Below are 4,470 nucleotides of genomic sequence, written 5' to 3'. Positions count from 1 at the left end.
CCCGAGCCGACCGTCCGCGAGCCGATCGCGCGCGAGTGCTCCGCCCCCGAGCCGACCGTCCGCGAGCCGATCGCGCGCGAGTGCTCCGCCCCCGAGCCGACCGTCCGCGAGCCGATCGCGCGCGAGTGCTCCGCCCCCGAGTCGACCGTCCGCGAGCCGATCGCGCGCGAGTGCACCGCCCCCGAGTCAACCGTCCGCGAGCCGATCCCGCGCGAGTCCACCGCCCCCGAGCCAACCGCCTCAGCGTCGCCCGCAGGGGCGCTGGTCCAGCAGCGCGGCGATACGGTCCGCCGGCACCGGGCGGGAGTAAAGCCAGCCCTGCCCGGTGTCGCAGCCGATCCGGCGCAGCCGGCTGGCCTGGTGGGACGTCTCCACGCACTCGGCGGTGACGCTCAGCCCCAGCCGGTGCGCCAGCTGGATCATCGCCTCGACGATGACCTCGTCGGCGGGGCTGGGCCGGACGGCCGTACCGTCCCGCTCCTCGTACTGGAACCCCCGGACGAAGGAGCCGTCCAGCTTCAGCACCGACACCGGAAGGCGGCTGAGGTACGCGAGGTTCGAGTAACCGGTGCCGAAGTCGTCGATGGCGATGTGCACACCCATGTCGCTGAGCGCCTGCAGCGTCTGCAACGGCCGGCCGGCCGAGCCCATCACCGCCGACTCGGTCAGCTCCAACTGCAGCAGATGCGGGGCGAGTCCGGTCTCCGCCAGCGTCTGCGCCACGTCCGCCACCAGGTCGGAGTCCCACACCTGACGGACGGCCACGTTGACGCTCACGAAGATGGGCGGTTCGTCGGGGCGGGCCAGCTGCCAGCGGCGGGCCTGGCGGCAGGCGGTGGCCAGGATCCAGCGGCCGAGCGGCACGATCGAGCCGTCTTCCTCCGCCAATCCGATGAACCGATTCGGCGTCAGTATGCCGAACTGCGGATGATTCCAGCGGACCAGTGCCTCCACACCGCGCAACCGCCCGTCCCCCATACCGACCAGCGGCTGGTACTCCAGGACGAACTCACCGCGCTCGATGGCGGGTCGCAGGGTCGAGGCGAGAGCCTGACGGGTCATCCGGTGCGCGTTGCGCTCCGGGTCGAACAGCGTCCAGCGCGACTTGCCGTCCGCCTTCGCCCAGTACAGCGTCGTGTCCGCCGCCTGCATCAGGGCGGTGGCCGACGTGCCGGCCGCATGGCGCTCGACCACGCCGATCGACGCCGACACCGACAGGCGCTGCCCGGAGATGTCGAACGGCGCCTGCAGGGCCTGCAGCACCGACTCGGCGAGATCGGCCAGTTGCTCGGTACCGGTCGAGTCCTCGACGAGCAGCGCGAACTCGTCGCCGCCCAGCCGGGCCGCCAGCGGAGCGCTGGACCGGCCGTAGCCCGCCTCGTCCGCACAGCGCGTCAACCGCTCGGCGACGGCCGCGAGCAGCCGGTCGCCGACGCGGTGGCCGAGGGTGTCGTTGACCGCCTTGAAGCCGTCGAGGTCCAGGTAGCACAGGCCGATCCGGCCGGTACCGCGCTGCTCGTACGACTCCGCCTGCAGCGCGGCCGACAGGCGCTCGAAGAACAGCGTGCGGTTGGGCAGCCGGGTCACCGGGTCGTGCATCTGCAAGTGCCGTAGCCGCGCCTGGAGTTCGCGCCGGGCACTGATGTCGGCGACGGAGAGCAGTACCCCGGGGGATTCCGGAGTCAGGGGCGCGACGGTGACCTGGACCCACAGGGAGTGGCCGTCGGGGTGTTTGAGACGGCGGGTGCAGCGCAACCTGGCCTGGTGGCCGCGGAGGACCTCGCGGTAGGCGTGCCAGGTACGGGTGTCGGAGGTGAGGTCCACCAGGTCCGCGGCGACCTGCCCGGCGAGCGCGTCGGGGCTGGAGCCGAGCAGCGTGCCCAACGTGCCGTTGGCGCTGACGATCAGGCCTTCGCGGTCCACGACGGCCATCGCCAGGGGCGCCGCGGAAAAGGCCGAACGGTAGGGCGGCGCGGAGGGGAGGTCCGGCCCACCCGGGACGACAGGCCCTTCGGCGGCACCCGCGGGCACGGCCTGCCCGGCGGAAGCGGGAGCGGCGACGGTCTCGGCACCGGCGGTGGCGGTGACGCCGGCAGTGGCCCTGGAGTCGGCATCGGCGGCGGGCCGGGCAACGGGTTCGGCCGAGTGGGTGACCCGGGGGCCGGACGTGGACTCGGCCGGTTCGGCGGGCCCGGGAGAGTGGACGGGTTCGGCCAGATCGGTGAGTCGGGCGGCGGGCGCGAGTGCGGCCGGACCGGTGACTTGGGAGGCGGGCGCGGGTTCGGCCAGATCGGTGACTTGGGAGGCGGGCGCAGGTTCGGCCAGATCGGTTACTTGGGAGGCGGGCGCGGGTTCGGCCAGATCGGTGAGTGGGGCGGCGGGCGCGGGTTCGGCCGGATCGGTGAGCTGGACACCACGCGGGGACTCGGCCGGATGGGTGAACCGGGGTGCGGGCTCGGCCAGATGGGTGAGTGGAGGCGTGGAAGCGGACGCGGGTGTGCCGGCGCCCGGGGGCGCCCCCGTCGCAGCGGGGGCGCGCGCCCCGGTACCCGGAGGCTTCGTCATGTCACTCTCTGTGACGCTCGGCCGGATGAGGTCTGCCGCGGGCGTCGGCCCTTCGGAGGTTCCGCTCACCGCTCGCTCCCGCAGTGCACTCGGTCTTCGTATCGGTCTCGTCGGGATGGCCGGCCGGGTGACGGTCGGCCGCCCTGCCCGTGTCCGTGCAGGAAGTGCCAGGAAGGTGTGCCGATCATAGATGCTGGGCCCGGACCCCTTCCAGCCACTTCCCAGTCTCCCGGAACGGCCGACCCTTCTGGCAGATCGTTTCTGCCCACACCTGGACGGGTTCTTCAGGCGACCGACCGCTTGTGACGTTCCGTGAGTGGTCCGGGGGTGTCGTTTCCCTTCGTCCGCGTCAGCTCTTTACCCGTGAACCCGGCTCTCTCACCCTTCCGGTGCAGGCAAACAGGGCGTACCAGAACAAACTCCCACAGGCTGGGTGCGGTGTCCCTGTGAACGCACCGGAGGTCCTCGTGCCGCGTCAGCCTGCCCCCACGGTGCTCAGCCGTGCGGCCCCCAGGGGGCGCGGCGGGGCAGGGATGCGGCCCCGACTGCGCAGCACCGCGGCCGTGTTCACCATCCTGTCGGCGGTCGCCGCCACCTCGATCCTGACCGGACCGTCGGTCGCCGAGCCGTTCTCGACCGAGCCGTGCGCCCTGCAGCGCACGGACGCGCACCACTCGGAGGGTCTGGACACCTGGAACGCCGCCTACGTACGGCCGACCCGCGTGCTGAACGCCGTGATGGTGTTCCTGTCCTTCCCCGACTCCTCCCCGCTCGCCACACCGGCCGAGCTCGCCGCCGACCACTTCCCGGCCACCAGCCGGTTCTTCGAACAGGCTTCCTACGGCAGGTTCGCGCTGCGGGCGCACCCGTTGGGGCACTGGATCAGGATGCCGCGGGCGTCCACCGCGTACGCCATGCACCGCGACTGGAGCGCCGCAGGCCGCACCGCCTACCTGCGCGACGCGCTCGCCGTGGCCGACCCCCAGGTCGACTTCTCGCGCTATGACATCGTCTACTTCGTCGCCGATCCGGACGCGCCCGGCGTCGACTCCGACGCGACGAAGGTGGTCAACCTCGACACCCCGCTACGGGCCGACGGCACGGACATCCGGCGGGTGGTGACCGTGTTCGAGCGGCACCCGCCGGACCGGCTGGTGCTCGCGCACGAGACGGGACACGTCTTCGACCTGCCGGATCTGTACCACCGGCCGGTGGACGGGAAGGGTGACTGGGACACCTACGTCGGGGACTGGGATTTGATGGGCAGCCAGTTCGCCTTGTCGCCCGATCTGTTCGCCTGGCACAAGTGGAAGCTCGGCTGGCTGGAGCCCCGCCAGGTGGCGTGCGTACGGGGGGCGGGCCCGACCCGGCTGACGCTGGAGCCGGTGGAGGCGGCGCCGGCCGGTGCGGGCCTGGCGGTGACGGGTGCGGCGGGGGCACCGGCGTTCGGTGTGGGCAACGGGACGAAGCTGGCGGTGGTGCGGACCGGGAGCGACAGCGCGCTGGCCATCGAGGCGCGGTCGGCGCTGGGCAACGACGCGGCCGGGTGCCGGCAGGGGGTGCTGCTGTACCGGGTGCGCAGCGGGGCGGAGTCGGGCGGCGGCCCGGTCGAGGTGCTCGACACCCATCCGCACACCCAGGCCTGCTGGGAGAACTCGGTCTACCCACCACTCGCCGACGCACCACTCGATGTGGGCGAGAGCTTCACCGTCCCCGGCGACGGCGTCCGAGTGGAGGTGGAGAACCGCACCCCCTCGGGCGAGTACACGGTGAAGATCACCCCCGGGTGACCTTTCACCGACGGCCACTGTTCCCGCGGGGGTGGGGGTGTGGGTGGCGAGGCCCCGCCCCCTCGTCCGGCGGTCTCTGTTCCCGCGGGGGTGGGGGTGTGGGTGGCGAGGCCCC

The 4,470-nt window shown here is 72.7% G+C and carries 2 protein-coding genes; one reads left to right on the top strand and one right to left on the bottom strand.

From position 1 onward, the window contains the following. Positions 1-240: 240 nt before the first annotated feature. A complete protein-coding gene (locus AB0A61_RS09450; RefSeq protein WP_361288704.1) occupies positions 241-2,565 on the bottom strand; it encodes an EAL domain-containing protein in 2,325 nt (774 codons plus the stop codon). Positions 2,566-3,098: 533 nt separating this feature from the next. Here AB0A61_RS09450 and AB0A61_RS09445 point away from each other — a divergent pair. Beyond that, positions 3,099-4,355, top strand: coding sequence for a M6 family metalloprotease domain-containing protein (locus tag AB0A61_RS09445; RefSeq protein ID WP_361288701.1), 1,257 nt, complete (start codon positions 3,099-3,101; stop codon positions 4,353-4,355). Positions 4,356-4,470 lie beyond the last annotated feature (115 nt).

It is taken from the genome of Streptomyces sp. NPDC046197 (assembly GCF_040646295.1).
In the GTDB taxonomy this organism is placed as follows: Bacteria; Actinomycetota; Actinomycetes; order Streptomycetales; family Streptomycetaceae; genus Streptomyces.
The sequence above is the reverse complement of the archived record's forward strand: the minus strand, read 5'-3'. Positions and strand labels throughout refer to the sequence as shown.

Coding starts and splice junctions, on each gene's coding strand:
- AB0A61_RS09450 (WP_361288704.1), bottom strand. CDS start 2,565: ATGACGAAGCCTCCGGGTACCGGGGCGCGCGCCCCCGCTGCGACGGGG.
- AB0A61_RS09445 (WP_361288701.1), top strand. CDS start 3,099: ATGCGGCCCCGACTGCGCAGCACCGCGGCCGTGTTCACCATCCTGTCG.